This is a genomic window from Streptococcus oralis subsp. dentisani (assembly GCF_002860905.1).
GTDB classification, from domain to species: domain Bacteria; phylum Bacillota; class Bacilli; order Lactobacillales; family Streptococcaceae; genus Streptococcus; species Streptococcus oralis_BA.
On record NZ_PKIG01000007.1, the window covers coordinates 39,039 to 54,207 of the forward strand.

Annotated in this window: 13 protein-coding genes; 8 read left to right on the plus strand and 5 right to left on the minus strand. The window is 40.8% G+C overall.

Going from position 1 to position 15,169, the window contains the following annotated elements:
- Positions 1-6 precede the first annotated feature (6 nt).
- The 6 genes from CYK16_RS09145 to CYK16_RS09170 all read left to right on the plus strand — a co-directional run bounded on the left by CYK16_RS09145 (position 7) and on the right by CYK16_RS09170 (position 5,255).
- The gene (locus CYK16_RS09145; protein WP_000621677.1) at positions 7-831 is read left to right on the plus strand and encodes an ABC transporter ATP-binding protein; all 825 of its coding nucleotides are present in this window, start codon (positions 7-9) and stop codon (positions 829-831) included.
- Positions 824-1,522, plus strand: a complete 699-nt coding sequence (locus CYK16_RS09150) for an ABC transporter permease (protein WP_101776928.1) — start codon at positions 824-826, stop codon at positions 1,520-1,522. Before CYK16_RS09145 ends, CYK16_RS09150 begins: the two co-directional genes overlap by 8 nt.
- Positions 1,523-1,531: 9 nt before the next feature.
- Positions 1,532-2,170 (plus strand): CPBP family intramembrane glutamic endopeptidase, encoded by a 639-nt coding sequence (locus CYK16_RS09155; RefSeq protein ID WP_060806211.1) that lies wholly within the window; start codon positions 1,532-1,534, stop codon positions 2,168-2,170.
- Between the two features lie 17 nt (positions 2,171-2,187).
- On the plus strand, positions 2,188-2,418 hold the full coding sequence (locus CYK16_RS09160; protein WP_000832184.1) for a hypothetical protein: 231 nt from the start codon (positions 2,188-2,190) through the stop codon (positions 2,416-2,418).
- A gap of 154 nt (positions 2,419-2,572) precedes the next feature.
- A complete protein-coding gene (aspS, locus tag CYK16_RS09165) occupies positions 2,573-4,336 on the plus strand; it encodes an aspartate--tRNA ligase (protein ID WP_060806210.1) in 1,764 nt (587 codons plus the stop codon).
- Positions 4,314-5,255, plus strand: coding sequence for a YitT family protein (locus CYK16_RS09170; protein ID WP_060806209.1), 942 nt, complete (start codon positions 4,314-4,316; stop codon positions 5,253-5,255). The genes aspS and CYK16_RS09170 overlap by 23 nt, the downstream gene beginning before the upstream one ends.
- A gap of 28 nt (positions 5,256-5,283) precedes the next feature.
- On the opposite strand, the gene CYK16_RS09175 is transcribed toward CYK16_RS09170, so the two are convergent.
- From CYK16_RS09175 to CYK16_RS09195, 5 genes are all read right to left on the minus strand, one after another.
- Positions 5,284-6,270: a LacI family DNA-binding transcriptional regulator gene (locus CYK16_RS09175; RefSeq protein ID WP_060806208.1), complete on the minus strand. Its 987-nt coding sequence runs from the start codon at positions 6,268-6,270 to the stop codon at positions 5,284-5,286.
- 9 nt (positions 6,271-6,279) lie between these two features.
- Positions 6,280-7,080 carry a DUF1189 domain-containing protein gene (locus tag CYK16_RS09180; RefSeq protein WP_060806207.1) on the minus strand — a complete coding sequence of 267 codons (801 nt, stop codon included), beginning with the start codon at positions 7,078-7,080 and terminating at the stop codon, positions 6,280-6,282.
- Between the two features lie 145 nt (positions 7,081-7,225).
- Positions 7,226-8,068 (minus strand): sugar ABC transporter permease, encoded by an 843-nt coding sequence (locus CYK16_RS09185; RefSeq protein ID WP_001065648.1) that lies wholly within the window; start codon positions 8,066-8,068, stop codon positions 7,226-7,228.
- Between the two features lies 1 nt (position 8,069).
- The gene (locus CYK16_RS09190; RefSeq protein ID WP_049502290.1) at positions 8,070-9,362 is read right to left on the minus strand and encodes a carbohydrate ABC transporter permease; all 1,293 of its coding nucleotides are present in this window, start codon (positions 9,360-9,362) and stop codon (positions 8,070-8,072) included.
- 109 nt (positions 9,363-9,471) lie between these two features.
- Positions 9,472-10,743, minus strand: a complete 1,272-nt coding sequence (locus tag CYK16_RS09195; RefSeq protein WP_060806206.1) for an extracellular solute-binding protein — start codon at positions 10,741-10,743, stop codon at positions 9,472-9,474.
- A gap of 477 nt (positions 10,744-11,220) precedes the next feature.
- On the opposite strand from CYK16_RS09195, the gene malQ reads away from it, so the two are divergent.
- The gene (malQ, locus tag CYK16_RS09200; RefSeq protein ID WP_060806205.1) at positions 11,221-12,738 is read left to right on the plus strand and encodes a 4-alpha-glucanotransferase; all 1,518 of its coding nucleotides are present in this window, start codon (positions 11,221-11,223) and stop codon (positions 12,736-12,738) included.
- A gap of 25 nt (positions 12,739-12,763) precedes the next feature.
- Positions 12,764-15,022 (plus strand): glycogen/starch/alpha-glucan family phosphorylase, encoded by a 2,259-nt coding sequence (gene glgP / locus CYK16_RS09205; protein ID WP_060806204.1) that lies wholly within the window; start codon positions 12,764-12,766, stop codon positions 15,020-15,022.
- Positions 15,023-15,169 lie beyond the last annotated feature (147 nt).

Sequence of the window (15,169 nt, forward strand, 5' to 3'; positions counted from 1 at the left end):
GTTTCTATGATTCGTGTTGAAAATGTAAGCAAAAGTTTTGGGAGCAAAAAAGCTCTTCATCAGATTTCTTTTGAGATTAAGGAGGGTGAAATCTTTGGTTTTCTTGGCCCTTCTGGCTCAGGTAAAACAACCATGATCAACGTCTTGACAGGTCAGTTGGCTGCAGATCAAGGTAAAACAGTTTTGTTAGGCAAGAATTCTCAAGATTTGACCTCAAATGATTTGGAACAAATTGGTATTGTTAGTGATGGCAGTGGTTTTTATGAAAAGATGAGTCTTTACAAAAATCTTCTCATCTATGCTAAGTTATATGGTCTCAAGTCAGATAGAGTAAATCAGGTGCTCCAACAGGTTGGATTGGCAGATGCTAAAGACATCATCGCAGAAAAGTTATCTACTGGAATGAAACAACGAATGTTCTTGGCTCGTGCCCTTCTTAATGCTCCTAAGATTCTCTTTCTAGATGAGCCAACCAGTGGCTTAGACCCTACAACATCTAAGATGATTCATACCCTACTCCAAGAATTAAAGCAGGCGGGGACAACTATCTTTCTGACCACGCATGATATGAATGAAGCAACTCTGCTTTGTGATCGCTTATCTCTTTTGAATAAGGGGAACTTAATAGAGTATGGAAGTCCGCAAGATATTATCCAGAAGTACCATGTGGATAAGAAAGTACGTGTGGTTTATAACGATGGACGAGAACAGATAGTTCCATTTGAAGAATTGCCACATTTAGACACGACAGATTTGATGGTGGTCCACTCTTGTGAGCCAACTTTAGAAGAAATCTTTATCAGATTAACAGGAGAAAAGTTAGATGTTTAGAAAATTAAATGCCCTACTATGGTTAAGATTACAAGTTCTTATCAGCAATTCAACTTTGTTGGCGACTCTATTGATGCCTTTTGGAGCGACTGTTCTATATAATGAGTTCTTAAACAAGAGTGGAGAATTGAGTACGTATTTCCTTTCTATGAGTTTGACGATGGTCTTGAGCATGGGAAGTGGTTATATGGTATCGATTATGATGGCAGAAGATAAGGAAAAGCGCAATCTTAAATCACTCATCCTAAGTGGTGTGACAGCAACAGAATATACTTTCAGTATGCTCATTCTCCCTATGTTGATTATGTTGCTTGGAATGATTTCACTACCAATCTATCTTAAAGTGGATGTATCAGGTTACTTATTTGCCTATGTTATCTATTTGCTCCTAGCAACTATTAGTATTATTTTTCTCAACCTTCTAATCGGTGCGATGTCAGATACTCAATCTAAAGCGCAAGTCTATAGTATCTTTCCAATGTTAATTGTCTCTATTTTACCTATGATTGCTTCTCAAAATGATACGGTTCAAAAAGTGTTGGATTACTCGTTCGTCGGTCCTATTGTAAATCTTTTAAATCAAAAAGGTGGAGAAATATCTTTTTCTAACATCGGTATGTTACTTGCTTGGGTACTTGTATTAGGAATAGCAAACCTCTTTGTATTGAAAAACAGCTATAAAGCAAGATAGGAGATTTATATGAAACTACTTAAAAACCTCGGCTGGTTTCTTCTAGCTGTTCTATCCTTTTTCTTTGGCTATGGTCTGGTTCAGAGTATGGCGCTGTCAGCTCTTGGACTAGGGGCTTCAATCTTTGGAGTCTTACCACTCTATATCGTCCTGTCAGGGGCCTATGTTTATGGAGTTTACAGATGGTATCAGACAGAAAAGGTTAGCATTCAGACGACGGTTTTTAATCGTTATATCTGGTTGCCTACTCTGGTTTTGCTAGTGGCTATTACAACCCAGTTCTTTTTACCAGAAGATCCGTCGGTCAGTCAACAAATCGTATCTCAACTGACAGTGGAACAGCCTGCATTTGCTTTCTTTATGGTGGTGGTCTTTGCTCCTTTGACGGAAGAACTTATCTTTAGAGGGATGTTGGCACGCTATCTCTTTCCTAAGCAGGACAAGAGCAAACAGGTTCTGTTTCTTTTGGTATCTAGTGTTCTGTTTGCTTTGATTCATTTCCCAGGTGATGTGCAACAATTTTTAGTTTATAGTAGTCTTGGGTTTAGCTTGGGCTTGGCTTATATTAGCAGAAAAGGTCTGGTCTACAGTATTTCTCTCCACGCTTTGAATAATTTAGTCAGCTTTTTGATGATTCTCATGCTATAATAGAGTCAGGAGGTCACATGAAACGAGTAATTTTATTAGCAGTGATTCAAGCAGTTGTTCTATTTTTCATCATTGGAGCGCTAGCTTATGCCTTTAAGGGCGATTTCTTCTACAACTATCTAGCAGTTGTCTTTGCCCCTATTGCAGGTGTCTTGCGCTTTGGGACAGCTTACACAACGGAGATTGTCTTGCCTCGAAAGGCAGCTGAAATTGCTGAAAAACGTAAAGCAGGCAAAAATTCAAAATAAAAGAGTCCGGTGAACTTCATCGGATTTTTGTATGGGCGTCAATTTTTAGAGTCTTCACTTGATTTTTAAAGACTGGCAAACTTTTCTGATGATTTTCATGAAGAGCCTGCGCTTTTATGGTAAAATAGTAACAGAATAAAAGAGGAGAGAAAACATGAAACGTAGTATGTATGCTGGTCGTGTTCGTGAGGAACACATCGGACAAGAAATGACCTTGAAAGGATGGGTTGGCCGTCGTCGTGACCTTGGTGGTTTGATCTTTATCGATCTTCGTGACCGTGAAGGAATCATGCAGTTGGTTATCAACCCTGAAAAAGTATCTGCAGAGGTCATGGCAACAGCTGAAAGCCTTCGTAGCGAATTTGTTATCGAGGTGACTGGTCAGGTCGCTGCGCGTGAGCAAGCCAATGATAAGTTGCCAACTGGTGCAGTTGAGTTAAATGTAACAGCTCTGACAGTGCTGAATACAGCTAAGACAACCCCATTTGAGATTAAGGATGGCATTGAGGCCAATGACGATACACGTTTGCGTTACCGTTACCTTGACCTTCGTCGTCCAGAAATGTTGGAAAATCTTAAACTTCGTGCCAAGGTGACCCACTCTATCCGTAATTACTTGGATGAATTGGAGTTTATCGACGTGGAGACACCATTCCTTTCTAAGTCAACGCCTGAAGGGGCGCGTGACTATTTGGTGCCATCTCGTGTTAATAAAGGGCATTTTTACGCGCTTCCTCAAAGTCCACAAATCACTAAGCAGTTGTTGATGAATGCTGGTTTTGACCGTTATTATCAAATCGTTAAATGTTTCCGTGACGAGGACTTGCGTGGAGACCGCCAGCCTGAGTTCACTCAGGTCGACTTGGAAACTTCATTCCTTACTGAGCAAGAAATCCAAGACATCACAGAAGGCTTGATTGCGCGCGTGATGAAAGAGACTAAAGGTATCGAAGTAACCCTTCCATTCCCTCGTATGAAATACGATGATGCGATGGCTCTTTATGGTTCTGACAAGCCAGATACTCGTTTTGACATGTTGCTTCAGGACTTGACAGAAGTGGTCAAAGGTGTGGACTTTAAAGTCTTTTCAGAAGCACCTGCCGTTAAAGCCATTGTGGTTAAAGGAGCTGCGGACAACTATTCACGTAAAGACATTGACAAGATGACTGAAGTAGCCAAACAATACGGTGCCAAAGGTCTTGCTTGGGTTAAGGTTGTTGATGGAGAATTAAACGGACCAGTTGCTAAGTTCTTGACAGGTATCCAAGCAGAATTGACAACAGCGCTTGCTCTTGAAGATAAGGACTTGGTTCTCTTTGTGGCGGATACGCTTGAGGTAGCCAATGCAACTCTTGGTGCCCTTCGTGGACGTATTGCTAAAGAGCTTGGTTTGATTGATAATGATAAATTCAACTTCCTTTGGGTGGTTGACTGGCCAATGTTTGAATGGTCTGAAGAAGAAGGCCGTTACATGAGCGCCCACCATCCATTTACTCTACCACAGGAAGAGACTGCTCACGAATTAGAAGGTGATTTGGCGAAGGTTCGTGCCATTGCTTACGATATTGTCTTGAACGGTTATGAACTTGGTGGTGGTAGCCTTCGTATCAACCAAAAAGACCTTCAAGAACGTATGTTCAAGGCTCTTGGTTTCTCAGCCGAAGAAGCAAATGACCAGTTTGGTTTCCTTCTTGAAGCCATGGACTATGGTTTCCCACCACACGGTGGCTTGGCTATCGGGCTTGACCGATTTGTCATGCTCTTAGCAGGAGAAGAAAATATTCGTGAAGTTATTGCCTTCCCTAAGAACAATAAGGCAAGTGACCCAATGACACAAGCTCCTTCAACAGTAGCTCTCAAACAACTAGAGGAACTCAGCTTACAAGTAGAAGAAGATGAAAGAAGCAAAACGAATTAAGCGGTGGCGCTATTATCTGCGCCGCTTTGCTCATCAGATAAAAATTTTACGTGTCTTACAAAGCATCTCTCGCGAAAAATATGATGAGAAGATTTCGGCCTCTCTGGTCTATGGATTTTTATCAGCAGTAGCGGTCAATTTCTTTTTCCAACCAGGTCATGTGTATTCGAGTGGTGCGACAGGTCTGGCACAGATTATCTCTGCCTTGAGTAATCACTGGTTTGGTTTTCATATCCCGATTTCGCTAACCTTTTACGCCATTAATTTTCCTTTGATGGTCTTGGCTTGGTATCAGATTGGCCATAAGTTCACCGTCTTTACCTTTATCACGGTATCCATGAGTTCCTTCTTTATCCAGTTTGTCCCTGTGGCGACCTTGACGGAGGATCCCATTATCAATGCCCTTTTTGGGGGTGTTGTCATGGGCTTGGGGATTGGTTTTGCTCTTCGAAACAATATCTCCAGTGGTGGAACGGATATTGTCAGTCTGACCATTCGCAAGAAAACAGGTAAGAATGTCGGCAGTATTTCTTTCTTGGTAAATGGGACCATCATGCTGATAGCAGGTTTGACCTTTGGTTGGAAATACGCTCTCTACTCTATGATTACCATCTTTGTCTCTAGCCGTGTGACAGATGCTGTCTTTACTAAGCAAAAACGTATGCAGGCTATGATTGTGACCAATCATCCAGACAAGGTTATTGAAAAAATACATAAAAAATTGCACCGCGGAGCAACTATGATTCACGATGCAGAAGGAACCTATAATCACGAAAGAAAGGCAGTTTTAATCACTGTCATTACACGTGCAGAGTTTAATGAATTTAAACAGATTATGAAACAGGTGGATCCAGGTGCCTTTGTCTCTGTATCTGAAAATGTTCATATTTTGGGACGGTTCGTTGAAACAGAAAATTAGTAACTAAAAAACCAGCGTGAGCTGGTTTTTATTTTTCGATAATTTTGTGGGCAATCAACTGACGGTAACAAATTTGTTTATTGCTTTTAGCATCGTTGATAATCTGGAGGATGGTTTCAAGGGAAACACGACCAAGTTCTAGACTATTGATGTCGACATAGGCCGCCAAATTGAGCTTGGGATTGACTGAGTCGAAACTGAGAACTGGGACATCAAGTTGGTGCTTTGCGATGTAATCACAGACCCCTTCGGCTAAGAGACTATCGATTGTAATGATAGCATCAATCTGCGGGTCATGCTGAAAGAGGAGTTTACTAAATTGATACCCTTTTTCTTCTAGGAACTCGGTTGCGAAATAGGTCAAATTTTCGTCTATAGGTAGTTGATGTTGTTTGAGTGCTGACTCATAGCCTGTTAAACGGTCTTGCGTTACAAAGAGTCGCTTAGTTCCTCCAATGAAGGCAATTCGTTTGCAGCCTTTTTTGATGAAATATTCGGTCGCATCAAAACCTGCTTGGACATTGTCGTTATCGACAAGAGGGATAAAGGGTGAAATGGATTTTCCTAGGATGAGGAAGGGAAACTGCTCATCAGCGACCAGCTTGACTAAGGGATCTTCCTCTTCGGCATAAAGGAAGATTAAACCATCCACACGTTTGCCGTAAACCATCTGTGAGATCGCTTTAAGGCGCTCTTTTTCATCTTTACCTGTTGCAATCTGAATTGCATAGTGGTTTTCAGATGCGACTTGGGCGATACCACGGAGGACAGATGGGAAGAAAGGATTTTGATAGAAGGCGTCTGAGTCGTCAGGAAGAACCAAGCCGATAACTTGGGTATAACTGCTTACCAAACTACGAGCGTTGAGGTTGGGGTGGTAATTGAGCTCCTTCATAGCCTTACGAACACGTTTTTTTGTTTCGTCGCTAATGGTTGATTTGTTTTGAATAACACGGGTTACGGTTGAAGGCGAAACACCAGCAGCCTTGGCCACGTCTTTAATCGTAACGGGCATAAAAATCTCCTATTTATGGTAATCTGGATCACGGAAATGCGTTTTATAAAAGATAGTGACCAGATACAGAACAAAAAGAATGTTTTGTACAGTAATGAGAGTTGTCATATTTTGGCCAAAGAGTCCCAAAATAAGCGTAATTAGAGTAGGTAATCCTAAACAGTTCAAGATAAAATGGTAGCACTCTTTAAAGGTCCTAAATGAAAAGAGGCGTGATTTCTTAGTGATATAAAGGAGAAGACTAGCTCCTAGAGAGACAATGAAGAAATTCAAACCAAAGAGGAAGCTCGCACCGAGAACTAGAAAGAGACTGATATAGACACGATTCTGCTGGTACCAGTCTTTAGAAATTGCTTGGGTCAAGCTATCTTTACTTTTGAAACTCTCAGTCTGAATCGCTCGGTAAGAGACACGGGTCAGTTCTTTACTTTCCTTGCTGATGACGAGCTCATTCGTATCGAAATGCAGTTGCAGGTTCTTAGGTAATTCTTTGCTTGGGCTTGGACCGATTACAATAGAAGGCACTTGACTAGCTGTTCCTGTATAAGTAAATTTACCATCAACAATTTTAGCATGTTCAGAGAGATCCTGGACAACCTCATCTGTCAATGGTTCATAGACATTATCGATAAAGGTTTCTAGCGGATAAGTCTCCTGGGAGCTGTTTTGGATGGCAATAGGTACCATAGACAAACTGATAAGGAAGATACTGGTAAAGAGAAGCTGAAACCAGTTGAGTCCGAAACGTTTGGACAGGGGCTTACGAAATCCCCAAATACTTGAAAAATAGGAAAATGGATATGGAAGCATAGGTATCTTTCTAAAAGGTGTTTTCTATATGAGTATTATTATATAGAGAAATGTGCTTTATTTCAAGTCTAGGAGAAAAATTGCTTGCTACAAGGATAGTTTTACAGTCACAAGCTTCAAAATGAAAAAGGGTGGCGGGGATATATTATCCCTTGTCGCCACCACTTGTAAGTCCTGAAACAAAGTTCTTTTGTAGGAAGAAGAAGAGAATACAGATTGGAAGGGCGATGAGGATAGCACCTGCTGAGAAGTAGGCAATCTTCATGTTTTTCACATTGCTAACGAAGGTTTGGAGACCTACGGCAACAGTAAAGTATTCTTTCTCACGAAGCAAGAAACTAGAGAGGATGTAGTCTCCAAAAGGTCCCATGAAGGCCCAGAGAGCTTGTACGGCAACCATTGGGCGAACAAGTGGAAGAACAATTTGCCAGAAGCGGCGGAAGTGTCCTGCACCGTCTAGTTTTGCAGATTCGTCTAGAGACATTGGCACTGTATCGAAGTAGCCTTTCATGAGCCAAGCATTCATTGGGATACCTCCACCAACGTAGAGGAAGATGAGGAACCAGCTGTGGTTAAGGGCGTTCAACATAAGTGCCATAACGAAGAAGGCAGTCAAAGCGGCCATGGTTGGCACCATTTGGATAATCAAGAAGAAGACCAAACTTTGTTTACGAGCCAAGAAGTTGTAACGGCTGTAGGCATAACCAGCAAGTACGATGATACTTGTTTGAACAACCATGGTAATCAAGGCGATAATCAAAGTATTGAGGTACCAAGTACCGTACAAGGTTTCAGTGAAGAGGCCTTTAAAGTTATCAAAATTGAGGTCGATATTAGTATCTAGTTTAAAGGCTGAGACGTTACCTGCTTTAAAGGCTGACATGATGGTAATCAAAAGTGGATAGATAATCACGATTGATAGGCCAATTAAGTAGAGGTAAGTAAGGGTTTGAGTCAGTCTACGTTTGAGTTTAATTGAGTTATTCATCTTAGACGTCCTCCATATCAAATGCGTGTAGTTTCTTGAATGCGATCATAGAGATTGAGATGACAATGATAGAGATAATCAAGGTAACAGCTGCCGCCATTGAGTATTGAGGAGATGTACCTGTTGTCAAACGGTAGATCCATGAGATCAAGATATCGGTTGAACCAGCTCCCCCTCCGACACTACCAGGACCTCCACCATTGAAGAGGTACATGATAGAGAAGTTGTTAAAGTTGAAGGTGTATTGGCTAATCAAAGTAGGTGCTGCAACAGCCAAGATCATTGGGAAAGTGATGTTGCGGAATTTTTGCCAAGCATTAGCACCGTCAATATAAGCTGCTTCGTAAAGGTCGTTAGGAATAGATTGCAAGATACCCAAAGTCAAAACGTAGATGTATGGGAATCCAAGCCAACCTTGCATCATAATCAAGGCAACCTTAGTCCAAGTTGGGTCTGTTTTCCAAGGAATAAGAGCCCCATCAAGGAAAGGAAGGAATTTAGCAAAGATCGGCAAGACTTGAGTGTTGATAGCACCGACACTATCATTAAACATGTTTGAGAATGTCAAGATAGTGATGAAGGCTGGGACAGCCCAAGGAAGAAGGAAAATAACACCAAAGATACGTTTTCCTTTGATAAATGGTTGGTTAGCAATGATAGCTGTGAAGATACCGATTACGATTTGTAAAGTTGAGGCAGATAAAGCCCAGATGATAGTCCAAGAAAGAACAGAGCCAAAGGCAGAACGGAAGGTACTCAAGCTCCAAATGTTTGTAAAGTTTGTCAAACCAACCCAGTCCAACAATTTGTTTGGTGGCAAGTGTTGGAAGTCGTAGTTGGTAAAGGCAATCATCAAGGTTACGATAACTGGGAAGATAATCGCAAAGGTCATTGCAATGTAAGATGGAATGATCAAGAGGTAAGGGAAGCCATTTTCATAGATTCCTTTGACCATTTCTTTAAAGGTAAGTGCTACTGGAATACCATTGTTAATGTGCTTAGCAGTTGTATGTGCATCTTTAATATTTGCGAAATAAAAGAGTACATAAACAACTACAAAGATTAAATGGAAGGCACCACGAATCAGCATAAAGAGGGAATTATCACGACCTGGTTTGTCACCAAGAGTGATGAGATTGCTCAATTCAGGGGCTGCAAGTGCTAGGAAATAAAGGACGAAGACAAGGGTTACACCAAGGAAGATAAAACCTTTGGCTTTTTGTTTATTGTAAATCTGTCCTAACCCAGGAATGATAGACAGCAGGGCTGCTTTACTAGGTTGTTGCTTCTCCATAATAACTCCTTTCATAGGATACTGGTTTCTAGATAAAACCTAAACTATTTGTGTTTTTGTTGATAAATTCAAAGGGGGATTTGATTTCCACCCCCCTTGAACAAATTTCTTATTCACCAAATTTTTGTTTGATTGTTTCTTTAATCAATGTTACAGCATCGTTTGCAGCTGTCTTAGCATCTTTCTTACCGCTTACAGCTTCAAACAACATTGTTTTAGCTGGGTCCCAAACAGCTGACATTTGAGAGATGTTTGGCATTGGTTGAGCGTTCTTGAACTGTTTGATAACAGCTGTTGTCAACTCATCGTTTTTACCTTCAGCGTATGAACGAGCTTCAGTGTTAGCTGGGATTTCGTTAGTTGTATCGTAGAAGGCTTTTTGTTCTTCAGTTGAAACAAGGAAGTCTACAAATTTTTGAGCAGCTTCAAGGTTCTTAGTGCTTGATGGGATGATCCAAGCTTTACCACCACCGAATGCTGCGTAGTCTTTTCCGTTTGGAAGAGTTGGGATAGTTGCAACACCGTAGTTTACTTTAGCGTCTTTGAAGGCTTTAGCTTTCCAAGGTCCGTCGATGATAGCAGCTGTTTTACCTTCTTGGAATTGAGTTTGGATTAAGTTTCCAGCTCCTTCAGTATCTTGCATACCTTTAGGCCATTTTTCATACCAAGATTTAGCGTACTCTACACCTTTGATAGCGCCGTCGTTGGCAAGACCGATGTCTTTAGCGTCTTTACCGTTTTGTCCGAATACATAACCGCCGTTACCAGCAAGAAGTCCGTATGCAAAGTAGAAGTTTGTCCAGTCAGCTAGGAAAGCAGAAGTTTTTCCATCTTCTCCAGCGAATGCGTATTTGCTATCTTTAGCAAGGTTTTCCAAGTCAGCAAATGTTTTTGGAGCTTCTTTTACCAAGTCTTTGTTGTAGTACATAACAAGTGACTCGATAACAGCAGGAGCACCGTAAACTTTACCGTTAGCAGCTGTTACAAGAGATTTAGTTTTATCATCTGTTTTAGCGCCGTCGCTCAATTTAACTTCTGAAAGTTGTCCGTCAGTACCAAGGCTACCTACACGGTCGTATGGTGCCATCATAACGTCAGCAGCTTTACCAGATTGGTTATCTAGAGAAAGGTTGTCAAGACCACCCATTTGGTCTCCGGTTTTGATAGTCACTTTTACGCCAGCTTCTTTTTCGTAAGCTTTTGCAGCTGATTCAGCAAATGCTTTATATTGATCTTCAACGTAGAAAGTGATTTCTTTCGCTTCAGATGAACCAGAATCAGCAGCTTTTTCAGCAGGTTTGCTTCCGCAAGCTACCAAAAGCAAGCTAGCAAGTGTAACAGTTCCAAGCACAGCAGCGCTCTTCATGAATTTAGATGACATAGTGTATTCCTCCTAAAGAATAACAAATTTTATAATGAGGAAACGCAAACGTTTTCCTTTATGGCACTAGTATAACATAAACAGAAAGCGGTTGCAAGTGTTTTTTGTAAAAATTTTAAAAAATTTGTAGAAAAAAGTAAACGCTTTATCCTTCTATAATAGAAGAAAAGTCGAAAATGATTCTTATCTTAAGATTTTAAAAAAGTAGAGAAAACGATTGCTTAATTTTCAAATAGAAATGAGATGAGAAGTTTCAAATTTTGTTAGAGAATAAGTTAAGCAATACTGGCATTCCGATTCTATTTATCTTCTCAAGAATATATATACTAGTATGAAGAAAAATTTTTAAAAAAATAATCAAAAAAGTTTTTTAAAACCGCTTGCATTTATCAAAAAAATGCGATATACTTATTTCAACGCAAACGTTTGCGTTCGTAAAAATGTAATATCTAACTATAAACACATGAGGTGCTTATTATGAAAAAACGTCAAAGTGGTGTGTTGATGCACATTTCTTCTCTTCCAGGAGCATACGGAATCGGATCATTTGGTAAAAGTGCTTACGACTTCGTTGATTTCTTGGTTCGCACAAAACAACGTTACTGGCAAATCCTTCCACTAGGAACAACTAGTTACGGAGACTCTCCTTACCAATCTTTCTCAGCCTTCGCAGGGAACACTCATTTTATCGATTTAGATATCTTGGTAGAACAAGGCTTGTTGCAAGCAAGTGACCTTGAAGGGGTTGACTTTGGTAGCGATGCGTCTGAAGTTGATTATGCGAAAATCTACTATGCACGTCGTCCTCTTTTAGAAAAAGCGGTAAAACGTTTCTTGGAAGTAGGAGATGTTAAAGATTTTGAGAAATTTGCTCAAGACAACCAATCATGGCTTGAACTCTTTGCAGAGTATATGGCTATCAAAGAGAATTTTGACAATCTTGCTTGGACTGAATGGCCAGATGCAGATGTTCGTGCTCGTAAAGCTTCAGCACTTGAAAGCTACCGTGAGCAATTGGCAGACAAGTTGGTTTACCACCGTGTGACTCAATACTTCTTCTTCCAACAATGGTTGAAATTGAAAGCTTACGCTAACGACAACCACATCGAAATCGTTGGGGACATGCCAATCTACGTAGCGGAAGATTCAAGCGATATGTGGGCAAATCCACATCTCTTCAAAACAGATGTCAACGGTAAGGCGACTTGCATCGCAGGATGCCCACCAGATGAGTTTTCTGCAACTGGTCAGCTTTGGGGTAACCCAATTTATGACTGGGAAGCAATGGACAAAGATGGTTACAAATGGTGGATTGAACGCTTGCGTGAAAGCTTCAAAATCTACGATATCGTTCGTATTGACCACTTCCGTGGTTTCGAATCTTACTGGGAAATCCCTGCTGGTTCCGATACAGCAGCACCTGGTGAGTGGGTCAAAGGTCCGGGCTACAAGCTTTTTGCAGCCGTTAAGGAAGAACTTGGTGAGCTAAACATCATCGCAGAAGACCTTGGCTTCATGACAGATGAAGTTATTGAGTTGCGTGAACGTACTGGCTTCCCAGGAATGAAGATTCTTCAATTTGCCTTCAACCCAGAAGACGAAAGTATCGATAGCCCACACTTGGCACCTGCTAACTCAGTTATGTATACAGGAACACACGATAACAACACGGTTCTTGGTTGGTACCGTAACGAGATCGATGATGCGACTCGTGAGTACATGGCTCGCTACACTAATCGTAAAGAATACGAAACAGTGCCACATGCTATGCTTCGTACAGTCTTTTCATCAGTTAGCTTCATGGCAATTGCAACTATGCAAGATTTGCTAGAATTGGATGAGACAGCTCGTATGAACTTCCCATCTACCCTTGGTGGAAACTGGTCTTGGCGTATGACTGAAGAGCAATTGACACCAGCTGTCGAGGAAGGTTTGCTTGACTTGACAACAATCTATCGACGAATTAATGAAAATTTGGTAGAATTAAAGAAATAATACAATATCAGGAGACACCTTAAACATGTTATCACTACAAGAATTTGTACAAAATCGTTACAATAAAACCATTGCAGAATGTAGCAATGAAGAGCTTTACCTTGCTCTTCTTAACTACAGCAAGCTTGCAAGCAGCCAAAAACCAGTCAACACTGGTAAAAAGAAAGTTTACTATATCTCAGCTGAGTTCTTGATTGGTAAACTCTTGTCAAACAACTTGATCAACCTTGGTCTTTACGACGATGTCAAAAAAGAACTTGCTGCTGCAGGTAAAGACTTGATCGAAGTTGAAGAAGTTGAATTGGAACCATCTCTTGGTAATGGTGGTTTGGGACGTTTGGCTGCCTGCTTTATCGACTCAATTGCGACTCTTGGTTTGAATGGTGACGGTGTTGGTCTTAACTACCACTTTGGTCTTTTCCAACAAGTTCTTAAAAACAACCAACAAGAAACAATTCCAAATGCATGGTTGACAGAGCAAAACTGGTTGGTGCGCTCAAGCCGTAGCTACCAAGTACCATTTGCAGACTTTACTTTGACATCAACTCTTTACGATATTGATGTTACTGGTTATGAAACAGCAACTAAAAACCGCTTGCGTTTGTTTGACTTGGATTCAGTTGATTCTTCTATTATTAAAGATGGTATCAACTTTGACAAGACAGATATCGCTCGCAACTTGACTCTCTTCCTTTACCCAGATGATAGTGACCGTCAAGGTGAATTGCTTCGTATCTTCCAACAATACTTCATGGTTTCAAACGGTGCGCAATTGATTATCGACGAAGCAATCGAAAAAGGAAGCAACTTGCATGACCTTGCTGACTACGCAGTTGTACAAATCAACGATACTCACCCATCAATGGTTATCCCTGAATTGATCCGTCTTTTGACTGCACGTGGTATCGAGCTTGACGAAGCAATCTCAATCGTTCGTAGCATGACTGCCTACACTAACCACACAATCCTTGCTGAAGCTCTTGAAAAATGGCCTCTTGAATTCTTGCAAGAAGTGGTTCCTCACTTGGTACCAATCATCGAAGAATTGGACCGTCGCGTGAAAGCAGAATACAAAGATCCAGCTGTTCAAATTATCGATGAGAGCGGACGTGTTCACATGGCTCACATGGATATCCACTACGGATACAGCGTTAACGGGGTTGCAGCACTTCACACTGAAATCTTGAAAAATTCTGAGTTGAAAGCTTTCTACGACCTTTACCCAGAAAAATTCAACAACAAAACAAACGGTATCACTTTCCGTCGTTGGCTCATGCATGCTAACCCAAGCTTGTCTCACTACTTGGATGAGATTCTTGGAGACGGTTGGCACCATGAAGCAGATGAGCTTGAAAAACTTTTGTCTTATGAAGACAAAGCAGCTGTCAAAGAAAAATTGGAAAGCATCAAGGCTCACAACAAACGTAAATTGGCTCGTCACTTGAAAGAACACCAAGGTGTAGAAATCAATCCAAACTCTATCTTTGATATCCAAATCAAACGTCTTCACGAGTACAAACGCCAACAAATGAACGCTTTGTACGTGATCTACAAATACCTTGACATCAAAGCTGGTAACATCCCTGCTCGTCCAATCACAATCTTATTTGGTGGTAAAGCAGCTCCAGCCTACACAATCGCTCAAGATATCATCCACTTGATTCTTTGCATGTCAGAAGTTATTGCTAACGATCCAGCAGTAGCTCCACACTTGCAAGTAGTTATGGTTGAAAACTACAACGTTACTGCAGCAAGCTTCCTTATCCCAGCATGTGATATCTCAGAACAAATCTCACTTGCTTCTAAAGAAGCTTCAGGTACTGGTAACATGAAATTCATGTTGAACGGAGCTTTGACTCTTGGTACTATGGACGGAGCTAACGTGGAAATCGCTGAGTTGGTTGGCGGCGAAAATATCTACATCTTTGGTGAAGATTCAGAAACTGTTATCGACCTTTACGCAAAAGCAGCTTACAAATCAAGCGAATTCTACGCTCGTAAAGCTATCAAACCATTGGTTGACTTCATCGTTAGCGATGCAGTTCTTGCAGCTGGAAACAAAGAGCGCTTGGAACGTCTTTACAATGAATTGATCAACAAAGACTGGTTCATGACTCTTCTTGACTTGGAAGACTACATCAAAGTCAAAGAGCAAATGTTGGCTGACTACGAAGACCGTGACGCATGGTTGGATAAAGTTATCGTTAACATTTCTAAAGCAGGATTCTTCTCATCTGACCGTACAATCGCTCAGTATAACGAAGATATCTGGCACTTGAACTAAGATACAAGATTTATACTAATACACTTTCCTATAAAGCGAATTTCGATTGAAATTCGCTTTTTTGAATGATGTGGATTTGGATCAATCTTATTTAAAAGGGATAAATCATAGATACAGTGAACGCATAACACTTTATTTCAGCCTTAT